Raw genomic sequence first — 20,092 nt, 5'->3', positions numbered from 1 at the left:
GTCCTGACGCTCGGCGTCCCGCTGGCGGTCATCAACTGGGTCGAACATCGGTTACCTCGGATCGTTGTACTTGCACAGCTGGCCGGTACCGCTCTGGGGTTTGGCGATCAACGCCGACGCGGAGGGCGCCGCAGAGGGGGCAAGGACGCCCACCGCGTCGACTGGCCGAGGACTGGGAGACGTCCTCAAGTCCGTGGTTACGCCGGGCCCTCGTAGCCCGGGTAGCAACCGACGCCGCCGTTCCACCAAGCGCCGGTCACCCTCCACCGGATGACGGGCTGCAGGTTGGTCGTCCCGGGACCGACGCAGTAGCGGTAGACGCTGCCCCAGATGTCCCGGACGTCCAGATCCACCCGAGAGCCGGTGCCACCGTCACAGTGCCGGTATTCACCCCAGCCCAGGTAGCCACACTGCTCGCGGAGCTGGACGTCAGGTGCGGCAGCCGCGGGATTTGCGGCGACCACGCACGCGGCCACAGCCGCTACCGAGACGCCTAGAACACGGGAGATCTTGGAGCGCAGAGTTCGCGGCCTCATCGTTCCTCCATGGATTTCCTTGAGCCAGAAGAAATTTCGATGGCTCTGATAAATCCACTTTGGACCTCAAGGCACCTCCGAGGAACTGATCTAGCAACCCAGCGTTGTCCTGATTCAGTGCCGCTGCTGTGCCGATCGTGTCAAGCCGATAATCCTTTTCAAGATCGAGCGTCAGCGCGGAGGAGTGGTTCCCCGCCGGTCCAGGGCGGTCTTCGCCGTGCATGGGACTTCGCCGGACTGGACCTGGTCCCACGAGGGACGCCAGACCAGCGTCGCCCCCTGCACCCGGGAGCCCAGCAGGCAGTCGGTCCCATAGGTCGACCGGTCGCCCGCCCGGTATGCGACGCCGACGTCGGCTCCGCGCAGGGCGACATCCTGCACCGGTGGCTGCTCCGGGGTCTGTTTGTCGGGATTGACCGGACGCGGTCCCGGCATCGACCGCGCCAACACGGCGAGCACGTCGCTTTCGGCCACAGCAGCGGGAAGCCCGGTGAGCACGGACCGCAAAGCGGGGTCGAAGCCTTCCGGCACCTCCCGCAGCGGGATCGGCGGCGGGTCCACCGACGTCGCCCCCACCGGGCAGTCCCGCCGGCTCGGCTCGCGAACAAGCCCGCGGAAGTTGAAGCCGACGTCGTAGCACGCCGTCACCGGCTGCCCAGGGAACCACTCGTCCTGGGATCCGTCGTGGTGCACCCGGAAGACGAGCCTCATCGTGACTGCCTCCGGATCGTCCGAAGGCGTGTCACGCATCTCGACCACCGCGAAGCTCGGCGAGGGGCCGTGCGCCGCGTCGAGCGCCTTCCGCGCATACCGGGCCGCCGAGGTCTGGGGCGGCGAGTCGATCTCCGCGGCCACCTGGCTGGCAACCTTGTCGGTCTCCGCGTCCCCCGGCGCACACGCGACCAGCACCACCGCACAAAGCACGGAAAGGCAAGCCACACCCACGATCCTCACCGAACCGAGGGTACGCGGACCACACCCGCAGCGTGACGATTCGCTAGGCAGTGGCTGAGATCTGTCGTGTCCAATCTGCCGATCCGACGCTACGCGCCTCCAAGGAAGCCAACCGCGTGCGAACATCCAGAGCCCGTACGTCGCGGATAGCGTCGAGGATCTCAAGGCTCTGCAGGTACGTTTCGCGCGCTTGCTCGACTTGCCCCAGCTGGTGGAGCGCCTCTGCTCGCGAGATCAGTGTCTCGGCGGCTCCCCAGCGCTGCCAGCTCCGGCCGCGGACAGCCAGGGCCTCGTCGAAGTGCTTGAGCGCCGACCGGTGGTGGCCGTGCCGGCTGAGCAGCACACCGATCCGTTGGTGCGCGATGCCGAGGACGGCTTTCGACGTGAACGCCTGCGCGCGGTTCAGGGCGTCGAGGGCGTACTCCATCGCCTCGTCCGCCTGGCCGACGAGGTCACAAGCGCCGGCAAGGGCCGCCCGATTCACCGCCAGCCCGATCTTGGTCCCGGAATCGGCGAACAAGCAATCGGCAAGTTCGTGGACTTTGCGCGACTCGTCGGTACGCCCGCAATCGGCGTAGGCGAGCCCGAGCCCATAGGCGGTCCATGCGCGTGACCGGTCGTCGCCGAGTTCAGCGTGACGGCGAAGCGCCTCTTCGAGGTGCAGGATGCCCTCGTCGGTCCGGCCCAGCTCGTGTTCGACCCAGCCGAGTGCCTCGAGGCTTCGAGCGATCCCGGCCTCGCTGCCGGCCGCATGTGCCGCGGCGAGGCCGTCATGGGCCGCGACCAACCAGGTGTTCCAGCTGCGGGTCAGCACGAAGTACGGCAGGAACGCCGTCGGCAGCTGCCACAAGATGTCCTTCGCGCCGTAGGTCCGGGCGTTGCGTGCGACCTGCAGGGCAGTCGATACCTCACGCTCGCACCAGGCCATCGCGGACTCGAACCCGCGCGCCTTGAACGACATCGATCCGACTCCGGACAGGTTCCGCGGGGTAAGGCCGCTGTCCGCCCAGTTGGGGATCAACGTGTTATTCGCTTCCCACGCTGCGGCGGCGTACCACCGCAGTGTCCGGTCATGAGCCCGCTCGACCTCGGAGAGCTTCTCCTCCACCAGAGCCCGTTGGTGTGCGTAAGCCCGCAGGAGAACACTGATCCGGTACCGGCCATCCGGCAACGTCTCCAGCAGGTGTGCCTCGGCCAGGATCCGGAGGGCCTGTTCAGCGCGCTCGACTTCCAGGTCGGCGAGCACGGCGGCCGCCTCGGGCCCGATGACGTTGGCCGGGCCGATGCCGAGGTACCGGAACACCCGCCTGACCGTCACCGGCAGCGCCAGGTACGAGACGTCGACGACTCCGTGGATGTTCACCGCCGGATCGTTCGACGTGAAGAGATCGAGGCGTGTCTTCTCGGAGTCCAGGCGCTCGGCCAGTTCGGTCAAGGACGTCTCGCGGTGCCGCTGCAGGTGCTCGGCAGCGACGAGAACTGTCATGGGCAAGCGGCCGCACCGCTCGACGATGAGGTCGGCAGCGGCTGCGCTGGCTCGCACGCGGGCCTCGCCGATGCGACGTCCGAGCAGTTCGAGCGCTTGTCCGGCAGTCAGGGGCGGCAACTCGATCACAGTGCCACCTGTACGCGCCAGCAGCCCGGACTGCCGTTCCCGGCTGGTTGCCAGCACGACGCTCCCGGCGCCAGGCAGGAGCCACTCGGCTTGCTGGTAGTCGGCGACGTTGTCGAGGAGCACGATCGCGGGCCGCTCGGCGAGCAACGAGCGGTACCAGGCGACTCGAGCTCGCAGGCTGGACGTGCCGAGCTCGGCCAGGCTGACACCGAGCGCGAGCAAGAACCCGTCCAGGACCTCTTCCGGATCGGCTGGTGCACCGGGGGCGAGACCTCGCAGGTCGGCGAACAGGCACCCACCTGGAAAGCGCGCTTGGACGCCGACAGCCCAGTGCACCGCGAGCGCGGTCTTGCCTGTCCAGAAGCCGCCTTCGATGACGATGGTGGCCGTGGCTCCCGGGCGGCCCTGCGTCACCAGCGCGTGGTCCATGGCCTGCAGCTGATCCTCGCGACCAACGAAGTCTGCGGGAGCGGCTGGCAGCTGGACGGGACGCGCGACCGGCCTCGTGTCGCCGCGTTGCGCTGCCGCGATCTTGTCCAGCTCGCCGTCAGCCGCCAGAGCGGTGTCGAGGTCGTGCACTACCGCCGGCAGGAGCGTGCGGTGGCCGTGTAGCAGCTTCGAGAGGTAGCTCGCGCTGTAGCCGGCCTTTGTCGCGACCTCGCCGAGTGTGAGACCTCGTTCTCTCCGCTTGCGATGCACCGCCGCTGCGAAGCTGTCGATTGTCCTCATCGCGCCTCCCCGCGCACCAGATCGCGTCGGATGACGCGTCTACCTGGGCGGGGACCCGATCGAGCGACAGCGGGCTTCGGCAGTTCCCGAAGTTCCCGGTGTCCGATACGTTGGAATGATCAACAAGAACAGTACGAAACGCCGGACGGAGAGTCAACCAAACCGGACGCACTGCGACCAATAGTCCAGTATTTCGGACTCCGGTTCGAAAGGGGTGGGGCGTGTCCGAACCGACCGGGCCCGCGCTCGGCGACGTAGAACCATTCGGAGTCTTGCTCGAACGACTGATTCGCCTGAAGAAGCACGACGACGGGCGGCCCTACACTGTGGCCGAGGTCGCCGAAGAGGTCAGCATTTCCAAGAGCCATCTCTACGGCTTGCTCAAGGGCTCCAACGAGCCCAGCCTTCGGCTCACGCAACTGCTCGCCACGAATCTCGGGGTCGAACTCGAATACTTCGGTACCAGCGAGCGCGCCCGCGAGATCCAGGGCCAGTACGCCATCCTCGCCCGGCTGTCCCGGCAGGGCATCAGCGACCTCGCCTTCCGGGCGAGTGAGCTGTCACCGAACGCCCTGTCGACCGTCCTGGACTTCATCGACTTTCAGGCCAGCCGTGACAGCGAAAATCACACGTCCGGGTGACTTGCCGTCCAAGGTGCCGAACACTGCGTCTGATCTGCGACGATCGTGAAAGTTGATCAACAACGGGCTGGGAGGACCGTCGTGAGTAGCCTTGTTCAGCGCGTGCGTCGCGCTCGGCGGACAGCCGGCCTGCGGCGCCGGTTGCGATCCGAGCTTCGCGCCGCCGGGATCGAAGGTCCGACGCCGATGGCCGAGATCTGTAGCCGGCTCGGCGAGCACCGTGGAAAACCGATCCGCCTGCTGGGCGTCCCGATGGAGGTCCCTGGACCGTTCGGCCTGTGGATCAAGACGACGGCGGCCGACATCATCCTCTACCAGCGGGCGGGCACGACGCGGTTCCACCAGGAGCACATCATCGCCCACGAACTCGGCCACCTTCTCGCCGATCACCCCTCGGACGAAGGCGACGACGCGATGTGGCGCCAGCTGCTTCCCGACATCCCGCCGGATGTCATCCGCAAAGCTCTGCGCCGCCGCACCTCGTACGACAACGAGTACGAGCAGGAAGCCGAGGCACTTGCGACCGTCCTGCTGGAGGCCACCGTCAAGGCCCAGGAAATCAGCCTGCCAGGACGATCGCCGCGGGCGCGCCGCGCACAGACCGCCCTCGGCGATCCGGTCGATGTGCTGTGAACCTGACGAATTTCCTCCTGCTCGTGCTGGCCTGGTTCCTCTACCGACTGGCCCGTTCCCCGCGTGACCCGGCGCTGTGGGCGGTCGTCGTCTGCGTGACCTTCCAGCTGCTCGGCGCCTCCACCTTCGTCACGTTCGTCCGAGCAGTGTTCGGCGAGTTGCCCGCGTCCAGCACCGTGAAGCTGCTGACGAACCTCGCGCTGAGCACCTCGCGCTACGCCCTGCTGCTGTTCTTCCTGCTCTCGGCCGGTGGTTCATGGCGACGAGTCCGCATCGAAACGGCGATCCTCGTCAGCGTCTGGCTGGCGATGACGGCCGCGATTCTCGCGCTTCCACCCGGCCTCCGCGATACCGCATACCCGCTGACCGGGGTCCTGCCGAACAACATGAGCCACCCCGGAGTGGCGCCGTTCTACATCATCACCGACAGCTACACCTTCTACGCCACCGTGCAGACAAGCCGCTGGGCCCTCCGCTACGCCGCCGAGTCCGGCCGTCGTGCCCGCTTCGGCCTCCGCGTTGTCGCCTTCGCACTCGTCTGCGCCGCGATCACAACCGGCACCCGAACCGTCGTCACGATCGTCCGCTGGGCCGGCCATCCCGGCTTCGGGTATCCGATGACGCAGCTGACCAACCGGCTGGCTCCGATCAGCATCTTCTTGTTCCTCGCCGGCGTGTTCTCCATCGGTCTCGCCGCGCGTTTCGCCGCGCTGAAGACCTGGCTACGCCGACGCCGCGCCTACACCGAACTCTGGCCGCTGTGGCAGGCCCTCCACGCTGTGTTCCCGGCCGACACGCTCGACCACGCACCGAGGCGAGCCTGGCTGGACACGCTGCTCCCCCACCAGGTCGGCCACCGCTACTGGCGACGCGTGATCGAGATCCGCGACGGCCTCCTCCAGCTCAGTCCGCAGCTGCTCGACGCGGGCTTCGACCCGAACCACCCGGCCGACGAGCAGCTCGGTGTCTTCCGGCGCGCACTCCAACACCAGGCTGGCGGCCGCCGACCAGCCAACCGGACAGCCGTGCTCGTCGCGGCGCCCGACGACGCCGGCATCAACTCCGATGTCCGGCAGCTCATCCACCTCTCGCGGGCACTGGCCCGGGAAGGAGCGTCGTGACCACCCCCTCGAACGCCGAGATCGGCCACCGCAACCAGCAGATGCTCGAGCGGATCCGCTCGCAAGAGCCACAGCCCCACCGCGAGGGCCACTATGCGCTGCGGGTCATGACGGTCGCCGGCCGCACCAGCGGCCAGCCACGATCGGTGCCGATCGCCCTGATGCAGCTCGGCGGGGTCCAGTACGTCTGCTCGCCGGACCGCCGTCGCGACTGGGTGCGCAACCTACTCGCGGCCGGCCGATGCGTCGTCGAGCCCGACGAGCACGAGCTTCGCGACGCCGAACTGGTCGAAGACGAAGACGGGGCCACCGCGGTCGCCCGCTACCTGGGCCGTCTCCCCCGGGTCTCCGACGAATGGCCCTTCCCCGGCGACGCCCCGCTGGAACAGGTTCTGCCGTTCATGCAGCAGATCGCCGTGTTCCAGCTGCACCTTCCCGCCTGAAACGTCCCCCGCCGTGCGACAGCAGCTTCTCGCCGCCGACCAGGTCCTCCCCGGCCCGGCCGGCCGCCGGATCCACAACGGAGCCGTGCTCCTCCAGGACGGCACCATCCGCGCAGTCGGGCCCCGCGCAGCCGTCGAAGGAATCGCCTCCCCCACCGCCGAGCGCCGCGCGTTCCCGGGCGGCACCATCCTGCCCAGCCTGATCAACTGCCACGTCCACCTCGTCCTCGACGCCGGACGCGACCCGGTGCAGGCAGCAGCCGATGCGACCCACGCCGACCTGGCGGAACGAGCGGGCCGCCTCCTTCGCTCGGGCGTCACGACGATCCGGGACCTCGGTGACCGCGACGGACTCGCCATCCAGTTCCGAGACCAACACACCCAGGGGCCGCGAATCGTCGCGTCCGGGCCACCGATCACCGTTCCGGACGGACACTGCTGGTTCCTCGGCGGCGCCACCGACGGCGAAGCCGAGCTCCGCGCGCGTGTGCGGCACAACGTCGAACTCGGCGCCGACGTCATCAAGGTGATGGCATCCGGTGGCCAGATCACCCCGAAATCGCCGCCAATGTGGGAGAGCCAGTTGACCAAGCGCGAGCTCGCGGTCGTCGTCGACGAGGCAGCGAAGGCACGCCTACCAGTCGCCGCACACGCTCACGGCTCGGACGCGATCGCCGCGGCCGCCGAGGCAGGCGTCGCCACCATCGAGCACTGCACCTGGATGCAGGAAGGCGGAGGTGGCTACGACCTGCGGGACGAGGTAGCCGAGAAGATCGCCGAGCGCGGGATTTTCGCCTGCGTCGCCTGGCCCTCGGACTGGCGAGCCGTCATGAACCGCTTCGGTGCCGCACGCGCCGAGGCTGTGGCCAACCGGTTCAAGTGGATGGCCAGCCACGGCATCCGAATGATCCCCGGCACCGACGCCGGCACCGCGAACTCCAGCTTCGACGACTACGCCGGCGCGTTCCAGCTCTACGAGCACCTCGGCTTCGACCGCGAACGAATCATCGAGATGGCCACGACAACGAGCGCGGAAGCCTTGGGTCTCGGCGGCACAACCGGCCAGCTGACACCGGGCTTGTCGGCGGACCTGCTGGTCACGACGGGCGACCCGCTCTCCGACCTGGCCAACTTGAGGCAGCTTCACCTGGTCTTGGTCAGGGGGCTGCCCGCCACAGCAGCGGCGAGATGACAGACTCGGGCGCGGAACATCTCCTACGGGAAGGTAGCGCCATGCCGGTGAGGGCGGTCGTCCTCGACATCGGGGAAACCGTGCTCGACGACACGCGCGAGTGGAACACCTGGGCGGACTGGATCGGCGTCGGCCGGCACACGTTCTCGACCGTGCTCGGCGCCGTCACCGCGTCCGGCCGGGACAACGCCGAGACGTTCCGGTACTTCAAGCCGGACTTCGACGTCGCCGCCGAGCGACAGCGCCGCGAGGACGCCGGCAACCGGCGAGCACATCGACGAGAACGACCTCTACCCCGACGTCCGGCCCGCCCTCGCCACGCTCCAGCAGAAAGGGCTCTGGGTCGGGCTCGCCGGCAACCAGACCGCCAAGGCCGGGAGCCTGCTCCGCAAGCTCGACCTCCCTGTCGACGCGATCGCGACCTCGGCTGAGTGGGGCGTCGCCAAGCCGGATCCCGCCTTCTTCCGGCACGTCATCGAGCTGGCCGGCGTCGCTCCCAACGAGCTGCTCTACGTGGGCGACCACTGCGACAACGACGTCGTCGCCGGTCACGCCGCCGGGCTCTGGACCGCGTTGATCCGCCGCGGTCCCTGGGGACACTGTGGGCGGACGCCCCGGCGGTTCTGGCGAACGCCGACTGGGTCATCGACTCCCTGAACGAGCTGCCCAGCCTGATCGCCAGAACTTCGGCGGCCTGAGGCGTCGCGAAGCCGGATCCGGCGTTCTTCCAGCGCGTCGTCGAGCTGGCTGATGTGCCGCGGAGCGAACTGCTCTACCTCGGCGACCACCGCGACAACGACATCGTTGCCGGACTCTGGACCGCGCTTCTCCGCCGTGGCCCGGCCAAAGTTGATCACGAGAGTGTGAACATGCGCGGACGGTGATCCTCACCCGGCAGCGCGCGCACCCTGCGGAACACGTCGTAGCATCTCGTGACGTGGCCGACGAACTCAATGGGCAAGAGCTGACGCGCTGGACGATCCACGGCGAGCGGGTCGTCGACGACACCCGTCGCCTGCGCCTGAGCATCGCTTCGGTTGAGCTACCCGACGGAGTGAAGTTCGAGCAGTACGTGCTCCGCATGCCCAAGGCCGCGATGATGGCAGTTCTCGACGACCAGGACCGCGTGCTCATGATGTGGCGACACCGGTTCATCATCGACCGGTGGGTCTGGGAACTCCCTGGCGGCTATGTCGACCCCGGCGAGGACCCCGCGGCGACAGCTGTCCGCGAGGTCGAGGAAGAGACCGGTTGGCGGCCGCTGAACGTCGAACCGCTCGGATCGATGCAACCCACCGTAGGCAGCGCGGACGCCGAGAACCTCCTGTTCGTGGCCCGCGGCGCGGAGTACGTCGGCGAGCCCGAAGACATCAACGAGGCCGAGCGGGTTGCCTGGATACCGCTCGACACGGTCCGTGACCGCATCACCAAGGGTGAGATCGTCGGCGCGGCTTCCCAAGTCGCCTTACTCCACGTCCTCGCGTTCTACCGATGAACCGGCGTGGGCACGCCGGCGGCGTCCATCTGCGCGTAGAGCGCACGCACCCTTCGGTCGGCGCGGTAAGGGCTGAGCCGACGGCCGACGTCGGCGAGGTACGCACCGCCTCGGATCGACCGGACCTGCTCGCTCATGCGCACCGCAGCCGTGGCCTCCACGCACGCTTCATCGACCCTGCCTTGATCGGCCAACGTCGACGCGAGCAACGCGGTGTTGAACAACTTCCCACGCTCGTACCCGTCGTCCATCCCGAGCGCTCGGCGTGCGAACTGCTCGGCTTCGGCCGCGGAGCCGAGATCGCGGAACACGTGAGCGAACTTCGCCGACAGGTACGCGCTGTCGAAGTAGTTGAGCCACGCCGGCCCGGCACCGGGTGAAAACCGTTCGAAGGCCCGCTCGGCTTCGCGGAGTGCCGCGAAGCAGGCCGAGGAGTTTCGTTGAAGAGCGTGGCCATGGGCTTCGAGCACCGCGGCCTCCGCCTGCAGCGCGGCCAGACCGGACCTTTTTGAGGTACGCCTTGCCGCAAGCGCCATGTCGACGGCGACCTCGGGGGCGCCGTTGAATGCAGCGTGGTGGCTCATGGCTGCCAGCATCTCGGCTTCGAGCGCATCATCACCAGCGTCCTGCGACAGCTTCAACGCATCACGCAAGCGCCGTTGTCCTTCCGCGGCGTTGCCAATATCGAACGCGATCCAGCCGGCAACCTGGTGTAGTTCGGCGGCCGCACCGAGCAGTTCTTCGCGTGCCGCAGCTTTTCTGGTCGTATCCTTCAGCATCGGCGCGACGGTCGATGTCAGGTAGTTCGTGATGGTCGTCGTCGCGCGGCTGTGTCCGCCCCCGAAGCGATTGTCCAGACGCCGGAACGTCGCCGTCATGTCGCGCACGATCTCGACGTCCGTGCTGCGAGGCTTATGCGGGCCGGCAGCGGCGGTTGGCCCGGCGCCGAGCAATGATGCGCCGATCGCCGTGGCGCCGACACCTGCGGTCCTGAAGAACTGTCGCCTTTGCACACATCCGAGGCTAATGTCGTCGCCCGAGTCGGCCAATTCGTCGACGGTATGGGAAACGCTGAACCACAGCAGTGCCGGAGGAACCTGCAGGGCCTTCGCCCAGCGTTCGAGGTTCACCAGGTTGCTTGGAGGGCGGGCGCCCGGCGCTTCCAGCCGGCTGACTTGCGCCTGCGTCAGGCCGAGCCAACGGCCGAGCGCTGCCTGTGACACGTGCGGGTTGGATTCCTTACGATAGGCGGCGAAGAGCCAGCCGAAATGACGATCCTTCAGCGCAGCGCTGATGCTCTCCGCAGCCCAGAAGGTGTCCGGCTGAGGCGGCGCCTCGTTCGCGATCAACACCCGGAGGCAGGGGCCGCAGTGGTTGCTCACGCGGTCACGAGCCAGGCGCGCGCCGCATTTCTCGCACCTTCTCGTCGACATCTGCACGCTGGCTCCTCTCCTCCTCAATACCTGGCACGCAGTGTATTCGATTGAACACAACACCGTGTCGGATTTCATCCTCCGGATGTATGGAATCCGGTACCACACGACTCCTACCTGCTGAAACTCATACGTCGACGTCGTTTGCGGCCGCAACGTTCCGCTGCACGCTCAACCCATGCAAGCGACAGCGGTAGCACACGGTGACAACAAGATCCCCCGCGACTCAGGTGCCTCGACCGAAGTTCAGGTTGCCTCCTCGGGTCCGGTTTCGTTGGCCGTGACTCCCCAGCCGAAAGGGGCTGTCCTCTTGGAGGCCGCGTTCCGGCAGCTCAGGCGACCGCGCGAACACGGTGAGCAGCTGACCGAGATGGATCATCAAGCGGCGACGCTGGTACTCGACACCTTCTGGCCGAAGTTCGGTACTCCGCGACCACTGCCGGAGCGCTGGCGATAACAAGCCACGGTTCTTCGTTTGTATCCCAAACAACACGACAATCTGCAGAGAGATCGACCATGTCATTGCCAACCATCCGCCGCCCTGCCGCATTGATCGTCAGCGCCAGCCTCCGCGAGGCACGCGAACGGCGAAAGATCGGGCTGCGCCGACTCGCTGACAAGCTCGGCGTGTCACCGGCGCGCCTGTCCGGCTGGGAGCTGGGAACCCACATCCCGCATCCTCCCAATGTCGCCCACATTCTCGGCTTCCTCGGGATCAGTGGCGCCGAGTACCAGAGGTTCATGGAGCTGGCGAAGCACCTCCATGACGACAACCTCATCACAGGCGAGGACGCGCAGGCCTTCAGTCTGATGTGGACGTACGAGCAGCTGGCGGAGCGGGTCGTGGAGTGGGCTCCTTTCTGTCTTCCCGATCTCCTTCGGACTCCACAACACTTCGATCGCGACCCCGGCGCGGACGAGAGCCCGTCTTGTCGCGAACTGGAATCACTTGAACGAACCGTTCGCCAGCAAGCGATGCTGAACGGTCCTCGCCGCTACCTCTTCCTCATCAGCGAGGAGGCAGTACGTGCGGCAAGCAACGAAGCTGACGCTGAGGAACAGATCCAGCGCCTTCGAAGCGCGGCGAGCCTGCTCCACGTCACTGTCAGGATCGTGCCGACAACCGCGAACGAACTGAGCTCGCCTCACGCTTTCACCCTCTTCGAGAACCGACGCACATCGATTGCCGTAGCGTTCAAAAACGTTCATTGCACCGCGTACCTCACAGAGAAGGTACTGCTCGACAAGTATTCGGACACCGTAGGAGCCCTTCAGCGCCAAGCCTCGACGGAGGCGGCTGAAGCCGACACGCTGGACGGCTTCACGTGGGGCCGAGCGTCATGACGGCCGCGGTGATCTACATCGATCCCCTCATGATCCACCCGGTGATGGACGGCGTGTGGCACCACGCACGCCTTGCAGGCATCCCCGACCCGGGCGAGGCGATCACCATGCTCTGCGGCGTCACGGGCGTCGCAGCATTCCTGCCGCTGAGCCAACGGCGGCACAGCACGATACCCCGTCAGTGCGAACGATGCGACGCGATAGTCCGGCAACAGCGAGGCATCCCACTGCGGCAGAACCGAACCGGAAGAAACTGAACCTGCCCTAGCCACAGCCATTCGCATCGTCCTCAAGGGAGTAAACGATGACCGTCCGTCCGATCGCCGTCGACGAGCAGGCGTCGAGCTGCTACTTCCGCACCACCGTCGACACCCCGTACCGCAAGGCACTCGTCCAGATCACCGAGCGGTGCAACCTGCGTTGCGCGCACTGCTTCGTCTCCGCCACCAAGCGCGGCAAGGACATGCCGCTGACCGAGGTCGTGAAGAAGGTCGTGCCACGGCTGGCCGACGCCCGGGTACGCCGGGTGACGCTGACCGGCGGCGAGCCGACCGTCCACCCGGACTTCCTCGGCATCGTGCACGCCTTCCGCAACGCCGGAATCGACCTCGGCATCTGCACCAACGCCACCGAACTCGACGACAAGCTCATCCAGCAGCTCGCCACCGCCGGGGTCCACGTCAACGTCTCGCTCGACGGGTTCGCGGCCGACTCCCACGGCCTGTTCCGCGGCGACCGCGCCTCGTTCGAGGTAACCGTGGCCAACGTCCGCAAACTCGCCGCGGCCGGACTCCTGCAAGGGCTGCTGTGCACGCCGAACTCTCTGGCCGCCAACGAGGAGTACGTGCAGCTGTGCGAGTTCGCGCGCGAGAACGGCGCCCGCTACGTGCTACTCAACCCGCTGGGCAGCATGGGCCGCGGCGTGAAATCCCAGCGGAAACTCGCGAAGACCACCATGCACATGCAGGAGATCTTCGAGCTGACTACCCCGTTCGACGGCCCTGACCTCGACATCGCCCACATCCGCTTCCCCAACACCGACCGCAAACCCCTCGCCGGCTGCGAAGCCGGAACGATCATCTACGTCTTCACTCCGGGCGAGGTCACCGTCTGCCCCTACCTCGTCTTCGCCGCCCGCACCCCGATCTCTCGCCACCCCGACACCGACTTCATCGTCGGCAACATCTTCACCGACCGCGACCTCGCCGCCCGCCTCGACGCGTACCGGTTCCACGAGCGGTTCCAGGTCGGCGCGAACCCGACCTGTACGTCCTGCAGCCTCGAACCCCGATGCGGCAAGGGCTGCCCGGCCGCGGTCGTCGCCGCGGGCGGACGCATCGGCGACGTCGACGCCGAGCAGTGCCCGGTCACCGCCGAGACCCGCCGTCTGCTGCCCCTGGACGTCGCGTGAGCGCGCCGCGGCTTCCGGGCAAGCTGGTGGCATTCGAAGGCCCCGGCGGCGTCGGCAAGACGACGATCACTGCGCTGGTCGCCGAGCTACTCGGAGCGGACGGCGTTCCCGTGCGCGCCACCGTCCAGCCGTCGCGCTCCCCGCTGGGCGAGCTGGCTCGGCATGGCACCGACACCTACCGCGACATGGCTCTGGCCTGCCTCTGCGCGGCCGACCGTCACCACCAGCTGGCCAGCGAGATCCTCCCGGCCCTGGCCGAAGGCAAGATCGTGCTCTGCGACCGGTACGCGGCATCGTCGCTGGTCCTGCAGGGGCTCGACGACATCCCGCTCGATGTCGTCTGGGCGCTCAACCACGATGTGTACCGCCCCGACCTCGTGTGCGCGCTCACAGCTCCACCCGCGGACGTCGAACAGCGGCTCCGCGCCCGCGGCGGACACAGCCGCTTCGAGCGCACCGCCGGAAGCAGCTTTCGCGAAACCCTCGGCTACCTGGCGGCCATGACTTTCCTGCGCGACCAGGGCTGGCCCGTCGAGATGATCGAGTGCGCCGACGATCCCCGCACCACAGCTGGCACCATCGTCGACCTGATCCACCGCACCCGCACGGAGAGCCCGGCATGCCCCTGACCGTCCTCACCCTCAACGTCGGCAACCCCGCCCTCGAACGAGCCCGCCGCCAGCGCGACTGGCTCGCCCGCCGCCACGAGGACGTCTTCGTGCTCACCGAGACCGGCTCCGGGCCCGGCACCCAGCTGATCGCCGAGTCCTACCGCGACGCCGGCTGGTCAGTCACCTACCCGCACCACGCCGACAAGGAACGCGGCGTCATGCTGCTGTCCCGGTTCGAGTGCACGGTGGACCCCATCGGCGCGGCGATGTCCTACCTGCCCGCCCGGCTGGCCGGCATCGCGCTGGACACCGACGACGGTCCGCTGCGCGTCCTCGGCGCCTACGTCCCCTCCCGCGACGCCACCGAAGCTAAGACCACCCGCAAGCGCGCGTGGATCGACGCCTTCCACCAGGCCTACGAAGCCACCGGGGACGACGCCGCCGTTCTCCTGCTGGGTGACCTCAACGTCCTGGAACCCGGGCACGTACCGCCTCACCCAGGGCAGTTCGCACCGTTCGAGAACGCCTTCTACACCGCGCTCACCCAACGGCACGGCCTCACCGACCTTTTCCGCGCGCTGCATCCGACCGCCGTCGAGCACAGCTGGGCCCGCCGCGCGGAACTCGGCTACCGCTACGACCACGCCCACGCCTCCACCCCGCTCCTCGCCCACCTCACCAGCTGCACGTACGTCCACGACACCCGTTCGGGGAACCCCGCCCTCACGGACCATTCAGGACTCGCCATCCAGCTGACGCTCACCGCGACCGCGCCGCTGATAACCTCCGACCCGGCCGCGGACCGCGAGGCAACGCTGTTCTAGCCAGAGGGCTCGTGCCCGGCCGCCACACCAGCCGCCGAGCACAAGGGGCCTCACCGGATGACCGTCGCCAGCGACCCGACGTTGCGGGTCGGCGCCCGCGTCCTGCTCCTCAACCCCGCCGACGAAGTCCTGCTCATCCACGCCCGCGATCCCGACAACCCCGACCATCACTGGTGGGAACTCCCCGGCGGCGGCCAGGACCCGGGCGAGAAGCTCGAGGACACCGCCCGCCGCGAGATCGCCGAGGAAACCGGGCTGGTTCTGGACGAGATCGGCCGCAAGCTCTGGACCCGCGAGAGCCGCTTCACCTACCGCGGTCAAGAGCACCACCGCCTCGACCACGTCTACCTCGCCCGCACCGACCACGACGCCCCGCAGGTCGCCCTCCGACACACCGCCAACGAGCGCGCCGGCCTGATTGAGCGGCGCTGGTGGTCAGCTGCCGCGGTCTCGACCTGCCGTGACAAGCTCTTGCCCGCCGAGCTGCCCGACCTCCTGCAGGCACTCTTTGACGACCGCTTCCCAATCACTCCCCTGACACTCACTGCCTGAGACCAGCCTTCCCGCGTGGGCGCATCGCTGACCAGGTCGGCATCGCGATCGGACACAGACCGACTGCGCCACCGGACCGTCTAGCAGCGGAGCCGTCCAATGACACGACGAGGGCCGAGCCATCGCGGCCGCGCAAACGTCCGGCCGAAGCCGAGGAACTGATACTCAGCGGTGATGTGAGAATCACCGAGAGTATCCATCCGGCGGCTCACGCACAGGCCCAGCGGTCACCGCACCGACCTCTGTGCTGTCGATATCGAGTTCGACCGACCGCTCGGCCAGCGTGCCTGCGGCCGACGGATGGGCGACTGAGACGAGGCCGACGCCCGGGCTTCCCCGCAGCCGATCGCGACAGCGATTCACACGACCACGCAGGCTCTGCGCGGATATTATCAAACGGTTTCAGTCCGCACGGTCGACGTAAAGCAGCGGTATCCCCTACGAAAATCGACCGCACCACACGGTGTAGCGTGTCGGAAAGCTATCTGCTTGCGGCGCGGAACAATGGTCGCTGATGCCGATGTCCGCAACGGAAGGTGGGGCGCTCGTGGTAGAGGATGGGTTCGATCGGTGGCCGACGTTCGCTCTGAGCCCAGCTGAGTACGAGCGCGCCGTCGTCGACATTGTCACGACGACGGGCCACGAGATTACCGACTGGCGAGTAGAGCACCTGGACCCGGTCGAGGGCATGGACGGCACATACATTATCGATGTGACCGCCCGGTTCAGGGTTATGGGCGCCGATTTCGTGATCCTCTTCGAATGCAAAAGACACTCTCGCCCGGTCGAACGCGAGGACGTCCAGGTCCTCCAGGACAAGCTGCGTTCGACGGGAGCACACAAGGGTGTTGTCGTCGCTGCAAGCGGGTTCCAGCGTGGCGCGTTGCAGTACGCGCAGAAACACGGAATCGCGTGCGTGAGGCTGGTCGACGGAGCCTGGACATACGAGACACGTGACCACAACGCACCGGCCGTCCCGCAACCCACAGGCAACTTTCTCGCGTACGCCCGCAGTCTCGGCGACCGGGGATTCCGCAATGTGCTGCTGAGCGACCAGCAATCGTCGGTACGCGACCTGCTGTTCACTACCTCCGGCGAGATGCCGACGGTATAGACCCCGGAGAACGAGTTGACCATGCGGTTCCACGGCACGTTTATCGGGATCGACCGCTACCAGGCGGCCGACATCGGCTTCCTCACCTCTGCGGTACGCGACGCGACCGCACTGCACGCGCTGTTCACCGATGGCTTCGACGGCGAACCTGCTCTGCTGACCGACGCGGATGCGACCCGAGCCAAGATCGTCGAGGAGCTACGGCGGCTGGCGGCGTCCAGCAGCGACGACGATCTGGTCGTCGTCAGCTTCTCGGGTCACGGCAGCACCACACACGAACTGGTCCCGTATGATGCGGATCGCGCCAGGCTCGAGGAAACCGGGCTACCGCTGGAAGACCTCGCCGAACTTCTGAACCAGATCCCGGCGGCGACGCTGATCTGCGTGCTCGACTGCTGCTTCTCCGGCGGATTCGGCGCCAAGGCCCTGACAGCTCCGTTACACGCTCGCGGTCTTGAATCGGAGCTCGACCTATTGGAGCACATCGCCGGCCACGGCCGGATCGTTCTCGCTGCGTCCGCGCCGAATGAGCGGGCATACGAGGACCCCGGGCTTGGTCACGGCCTGCTGACCTACGAGCTGCTGACAGCGCTGCAGGGAGCGCCGGAGGTCGTCAGCGGTGGCAAGATCGACGTGTACAAACTCCTTGAACACGTCACCCGCAGGGTAGTCGACGCGTCCTCGGCAGTCCGCAAGGAACAGCATCCATGCTTTCGAGGCAGCCTCGCCGGCACGCCGACGTGGCCGATCCTCACGCCGGGCGCCCGATATGCGGCAGCCTTTCCCGAGTTCGTTCGCCAGCCCGCGACAGCGGACCTGGACAGTCTGGCATCCTTTGGCATCCCTCAGGTAGTCCTGGACACCTGGGGGCGGTCGATAGCCGAGCTCAATGCGCTACAACTGGCCGCGATCAACGACTTCGGCGTCCTTGACGGCAAGAACCTGCTCGTCACCGCTCCGACCTCGTCGGGCAAGACCATGGTCGGCGAACTGGCCGCGCTCCGTGGCGCGGTGGACCACCAGCGCGCATTGTTTCTGCTCCCCATGCGCGCGCTGGTCAATGACAAGTACGCGGAATTCACGCGCAAGTACGCCGATCTCGGTGTCGTGACCATTAGGTCGACCGGGGAAATCAGCGACGACAACGCGGCGCTGATGAGCGGCCGCTACGACATCTGCCTGATGACCTACGAGAAGTTCGGCTCGATGATCCTCGCCAACCCGTACTTGCTGCGCCAAGTCGGCACGATTGTCGTGGACGAGGTGCAGATGCTGGTCGACCCGGGCCGCGGAGCAGACCTCGAGTTCGTCTTGACCCTGGTCAAGAGCCGCCGGGCCGCCGGAATCAATCCGCAGATCATCTGCCTGTCTGCCGTCATCGGCGACACCGGCGGTCTGGAGCGCTGGCTCGACGGACGGCAGCTCCGGCGGGAAGAACGCCCTGTGCCCTTGGTCGAAGGCGTCGTCGACGGGACCGGCCAGTACCGGTACCTGGACGAGGAGGTACAGCCGAAGGCCGAGAAGGCGATCACGCCGTTGTGGAGTGGCAAGAACAGCAGCCAGGATGTGGTCATCCCGTTGGTCGCCAAGCTTGTCAGCGAAGGCAAGCAAGTCATCGTCTTCCGGGAAACCAAGGGCGAAACGCTCGGTTGTGCAGGTTACCTGTCCGCACAGCTCGGTCTCCCACCGGCCCAAGCCGCGCTCGACGCCTTGCCGACGGGCGATCTCTCGACATCCTCCGAACGGTTGCACAAGACGCTTGCCGGAGGGGTCGGCTTTCACAACGCCGACCTCACCCGCGAGGAAAGGCTGGTCCTCGAGGAGGAGTTCCGTCGTCGCGACACCGAGCTTCGTGTTCTCGTAGCCACCACCACGCTCGCCATGGGCGTGAACACTCCCGCATCCGCGGTAGTGATCGTCGGGCTCAATCATTTCAGCGGTCCGTACACTGTCGCCGAGTACAAGAACATGGTCGGCCGGGCCGGCCGGCTGGGGTATGCTGAACACGGTGAGTCCTACATCGTCGGAACCCGAGGTCTCGACGTTCAACGGATCTGGTCTCGTTACGTCACTGGCAGGCCCGAGGACGTGAAATCGGTTTTCCTCAAAGACGTCACCGACCACCGGACGCAGGTGCTTCGCACACTCGCAGCGCTGCAGCCCGGCCCGGACAGCAGCGTCGAGTCCGACGTGCTGATCTCCTTCCTGGAAAGCACCTTCGCCGCATTTCAGCAGCGTCAGGCCAACCCCGGATGGAGCTGGGGAAAAGGCCGCATTCTCGGCATCCTGGGCGAGCTTCAACAGCACCAGCTGATCGAGATCGTCGACGGTGGTCGGTACCGGCCAACCGACCTCGGGCGGTTCGCAGGCGAAGGTGGAGTATTTGTCGACTCGATCATCCGGCTGGTCGAAGTGCTGCGCCACGTGACTGCACAACCGAACTCGACGACGTTGATCACCGCCGCCCAAGTGACGAAGGAACTCGACGATGTCCACTTCCCGTTCCATCGGAAAGCCAGGAATACCGAACACCGACGATGGCCGCAGGAGCTGATGAACCAGCAGGTCGAGCCGCGCGTGCAGAACATGCTGCGCATTGGCGGCACCGGCCAGCTCGCCAGCGCGGTCAGGGCGAAGAAGGCCATGGCCTGTCTGCTGTACGCGAGCAGCACACCACTCGGCGTTGTGGAACAACACCTCATGCAGCACAACCTTGGCAACGAGGCCGCGGGCGCGATACGTAGCGTCGCCGGTCGCACGCGCGACTTGGTACCGGCCGTCATGCGAGTGTTCACGTTCCTGCACCCCGATGTCGCGACGAGCTCCCTGGCCGAGCGCACGATGGTACGTCTCGAACTCGGCATCCCAGCCGAGCTTGTCGACCTTGGAATGGTGCTCGGCGCCGAACTCACCCGGGCGCAGTACCTCGCACTTCTCGGCCACGGCATCACGACCCCTGATGAGGTCGAAGCCAGCGACGTCGAGAGCCTGGCCGATCACCTCAACGTCTCTACGGCCAGGGCCGCTGAGCTCCAGGCCTTCCTGCACAACCGTGAGCGGCAGAGCGAGGAGTCGTTCGTCCCTTTGCTCCCGCCGCCCACTGAGTAGCACCGTCGTGGACACCCGCGGCCGCAGAAAGCTAGGTGTACTGCTCGGGGAGGTCGCGATCGTGGTCACACATGGTCGGATGACCTTGGTGTGACGGAAGGCCTCCGGTTCGGTGTGGATTGCGACGTCGACACCAGCCCAACGGAGGTCCCCGTGACCCACGCCAACGCACCCTGACCCCGACCGGCAGAGACTCCACCTGGCCCGATGGGGTCTGCCCAGAGTTTGGTTGACACCGGAGCTGACTGTTTTCAGGCCGCAGCTGCGGTCGTGTAGATGGTCTCAAACTCGACCGGGGTGAGCTTGCCCAGGGTGCGTTGGCGGCGTTTGCGGTGG

The 20,092-nt window shown here is 66.9% G+C and carries 19 protein-coding genes; 15 read left to right on the top strand and 4 right to left on the bottom strand.

Annotation, left to right across the window (positions count from 1 at the left end; translation table 11 throughout):
- Positions 1-197: 197 nt before the first annotated feature.
- From ACLJQF_RS34585 to ACLJQF_RS34575, 3 genes are all read right to left on the bottom strand, one after another.
- Positions 198-536, bottom strand: a complete 339-nt coding sequence (locus ACLJQF_RS34585; RefSeq protein WP_410614549.1) for a DUF6355 family natural product biosynthesis protein — start codon at positions 534-536, stop codon at positions 198-200.
- A 171-nt stretch (positions 537-707) separates the two neighbouring features.
- Positions 708-1,490, bottom strand: coding sequence for a hypothetical protein (locus ACLJQF_RS34580; protein ID WP_410614548.1), 783 nt, complete (start codon positions 1,488-1,490; stop codon positions 708-710).
- A gap of 43 nt (positions 1,491-1,533) precedes the next feature.
- Positions 1,534-3,834 (bottom strand): helix-turn-helix domain-containing protein, encoded by a 2,301-nt coding sequence (locus ACLJQF_RS34575; RefSeq protein ID WP_410614547.1) that lies wholly within the window; start codon positions 3,832-3,834, stop codon positions 1,534-1,536.
- Between the two features lie 221 nt (positions 3,835-4,055).
- On the opposite strand from ACLJQF_RS34575, the gene ACLJQF_RS34570 reads away from it, so the two are divergent.
- The 7 genes from ACLJQF_RS34570 (at position 4,056) to ACLJQF_RS34540 (ending at position 9,359) form a co-directional block, all read left to right on the top strand.
- The gene (locus ACLJQF_RS34570) at positions 4,056-4,475 is read left to right on the top strand and encodes a helix-turn-helix domain-containing protein (protein ID WP_410614546.1); all 420 of its coding nucleotides are present in this window, start codon (positions 4,056-4,058) and stop codon (positions 4,473-4,475) included.
- Between the two features lie 186 nt (positions 4,476-4,661).
- Positions 4,662-5,108, top strand: coding sequence for a hypothetical protein (locus tag ACLJQF_RS34565; RefSeq protein ID WP_410614545.1), 447 nt, complete (start codon positions 4,662-4,664; stop codon positions 5,106-5,108).
- Positions 5,105-6,229 (top strand): MAB_1171c family putative transporter, encoded by a 1,125-nt coding sequence (locus tag ACLJQF_RS34560; RefSeq protein WP_410614544.1) that lies wholly within the window; start codon positions 5,105-5,107, stop codon positions 6,227-6,229. Before ACLJQF_RS34565 ends, ACLJQF_RS34560 begins: the two co-directional genes overlap by 4 nt.
- Positions 6,226-6,672: a hypothetical protein gene (locus ACLJQF_RS34555; RefSeq protein WP_020638811.1), complete on the top strand. Its 447-nt coding sequence runs from the start codon at positions 6,226-6,228 to the stop codon at positions 6,670-6,672. The genes ACLJQF_RS34560 and ACLJQF_RS34555 overlap by 4 nt, the downstream gene beginning before the upstream one ends.
- 13 nt (positions 6,673-6,685) lie before the next feature.
- A complete protein-coding gene (locus ACLJQF_RS34550; protein WP_410614543.1) occupies positions 6,686-7,864 on the top strand; it encodes an amidohydrolase family protein in 1,179 nt (392 codons plus the stop codon).
- A 273-nt stretch (positions 7,865-8,137) separates the two neighbouring features.
- Positions 8,138-8,521, top strand: coding sequence for an HAD family hydrolase (locus tag ACLJQF_RS34545; protein ID WP_410614621.1), 384 nt, complete (start codon positions 8,138-8,140; stop codon positions 8,519-8,521).
- 280 nt (positions 8,522-8,801) lie between these two features.
- On the top strand, positions 8,802-9,359 hold the full coding sequence (locus tag ACLJQF_RS34540) for an NUDIX hydrolase (RefSeq protein WP_410614542.1): 558 nt from the start codon (positions 8,802-8,804) through the stop codon (positions 9,357-9,359).
- On the opposite strand, the gene ACLJQF_RS34535 is transcribed toward ACLJQF_RS34540, so the two are convergent.
- Complete coding sequence (locus ACLJQF_RS34535) at positions 9,350-10,798, bottom strand: helix-turn-helix domain-containing protein (RefSeq protein WP_020638816.1); 1,449 nt, start codon at positions 10,796-10,798, stop codon at positions 9,350-9,352. The genes ACLJQF_RS34540 and ACLJQF_RS34535 overlap by 10 nt on opposite strands.
- A 510-nt stretch (positions 10,799-11,308) precedes the next feature.
- On the opposite strand from ACLJQF_RS34535, the gene ACLJQF_RS34530 reads away from it, so the two are divergent.
- The 8 genes from ACLJQF_RS34530 (at position 11,309) to ACLJQF_RS34495 (ending at position 19,756) form a co-directional block, all read left to right on the top strand.
- A complete protein-coding gene (locus tag ACLJQF_RS34530; protein ID WP_410614541.1) occupies positions 11,309-12,136 on the top strand; it encodes a Scr1 family TA system antitoxin-like transcriptional regulator in 828 nt (275 codons plus the stop codon).
- A complete protein-coding gene (locus ACLJQF_RS34525) occupies positions 12,133-12,393 on the top strand; it encodes a hypothetical protein (RefSeq protein WP_245589424.1) in 261 nt (86 codons plus the stop codon). Before ACLJQF_RS34530 ends, ACLJQF_RS34525 begins: the two co-directional genes overlap by 4 nt.
- A 47-nt stretch (positions 12,394-12,440) precedes the next feature.
- Positions 12,441-13,547, top strand: coding sequence for a radical SAM protein (locus ACLJQF_RS34520; protein WP_410614540.1), 1,107 nt, complete (start codon positions 12,441-12,443; stop codon positions 13,545-13,547).
- Positions 13,544-14,176 (top strand): dTMP kinase, encoded by a 633-nt coding sequence (tmk, locus tag ACLJQF_RS34515; RefSeq protein ID WP_410614539.1) that lies wholly within the window; start codon positions 13,544-13,546, stop codon positions 14,174-14,176. The genes ACLJQF_RS34520 and tmk overlap by 4 nt, the downstream gene beginning before the upstream one ends.
- Positions 14,167-14,982: an endonuclease/exonuclease/phosphatase family protein gene (locus ACLJQF_RS34510; protein ID WP_410614538.1), complete on the top strand. Its 816-nt coding sequence runs from the start codon at positions 14,167-14,169 to the stop codon at positions 14,980-14,982. The genes tmk and ACLJQF_RS34510 overlap by 10 nt, the downstream gene beginning before the upstream one ends.
- A gap of 57 nt (positions 14,983-15,039) precedes the next feature.
- The gene (locus ACLJQF_RS34505; protein WP_020638822.1) at positions 15,040-15,534 is read left to right on the top strand and encodes an NUDIX hydrolase; all 495 of its coding nucleotides are present in this window, start codon (positions 15,040-15,042) and stop codon (positions 15,532-15,534) included.
- A gap of 514 nt (positions 15,535-16,048) precedes the next feature.
- The gene (locus ACLJQF_RS34500; protein WP_020638823.1) at positions 16,049-16,648 is read left to right on the top strand and encodes a restriction endonuclease; all 600 of its coding nucleotides are present in this window, start codon (positions 16,049-16,051) and stop codon (positions 16,646-16,648) included.
- Between the two features lie 21 nt (positions 16,649-16,669).
- Positions 16,670-19,756 carry a DEAD/DEAH box helicase gene (locus ACLJQF_RS34495; protein WP_410614537.1) on the top strand — a complete coding sequence of 1,029 codons (3,087 nt, stop codon included), beginning with the start codon at positions 16,670-16,672 and terminating at the stop codon, positions 19,754-19,756.
- Positions 19,757-20,092 lie beyond the last annotated feature (336 nt).

Origin of the sequence: Amycolatopsis sp. lyj-109, from assembly GCF_046548995.1 — a bacterium.
Taxonomy (GTDB): domain Bacteria; phylum Actinomycetota; class Actinomycetes; order Mycobacteriales; family Pseudonocardiaceae; genus Amycolatopsis.
This window is presented reverse-complemented; position numbering and strand designations above follow the sequence as displayed.